General features: G+C 48.6%; 1 protein-coding gene. It reads right to left on the bottom strand.

From position 1 onward, the window contains the following. Positions 1 to 991: DUF5801 repeats-in-toxin domain-containing protein (locus tag F995_RS16735; RefSeq protein WP_004644813.1), on the bottom strand; the 991-nt coding region annotated here is incomplete at both ends.

Raw genomic sequence — 991 nt, 5'->3', positions numbered from 1 at the left:
CGTCAATGTCACTGCATTCGTCGTTAAGTTAATGAGTTCATTCGGTTGTGCTGAATTTGGATGCTCTAATGCGCGGACTTGGTCTAGTGTCACTTCTCCTGTGCCTGCATTTACGCTGATACGGAATGCTTCCGCACCACCTGCGTCTGGCGCACCTGCTGATCCTACCCGTCCAACGATGTCCGCACCCTCTTGATACAGATAAACCGCTTGACCTGTGGCAACATCAATCACACCACTCACTGCACCAACACTGGATGCAGTCAGACTATAAACCGTAGTGCCTGCACCATCTGCACGATAATTGATATTAAATGCAGTGGAGAAGTTTTCAGTTTGGTTCGTTAATAAGGTTGTTTCATCAACCTCCACATTAATGACAGCACCTGTGGTCACAATCGTTGGTACATCATCACGGAAACCCACTTTATCACCCAAGCTAATGCTTGCGAAAGCACTATCACCGTCTTTATCCGTTGCTGTGGCAATCAATGTCACGGCATTGGTCGTTAAATTAATTAACTCATTCGGTTGTGCTGGATTTGGATGTTGTAATGCACGGACTTGATCGAGGTCAACCTGACCTGTTGCTGCATTAACGCTGATACGGAAGGCTTCTGCACCCAATGGATCCGCAAAGCCTCCTGCGCCCACTAAGCCGACCACTTCACCTGTTACCAAGGCGTACAGATAAACTGCCTGACCTGTAGCAACGTCAATCACACCACTCACTGCACCAACACTTGATATGCCGAGGCTATAAACTAGCGCGTTGCTTAATGCTTGTCCATCTGCACCGTAGGTGTTGACGGTGAAGGCACTAGCAAAGTTTTCGCTGTCATTCGTGGTCAACACTGTTTCGTCAACTTCTAATACTGTGAGTACCGCGTTGGTGGTGACGCTTGGGCCGTCATCCAAGAAGCTTAAGGTGCCTTCAATATCAAGATCCGCACTGGCCGTGTCGCCATCTTTATCCGTCGCAGTCGCTGTC

Source organism: Acinetobacter sp. CIP A162 (assembly GCF_000367905.1).
GTDB classification, from domain to species: Bacteria; Pseudomonadota; Gammaproteobacteria; order Pseudomonadales; family Moraxellaceae; genus Acinetobacter; species Acinetobacter lwoffii.
The sequence above is the reverse complement of the archived record's forward strand: the minus strand, read 5'-3'. Positions and strand labels throughout refer to the sequence as shown.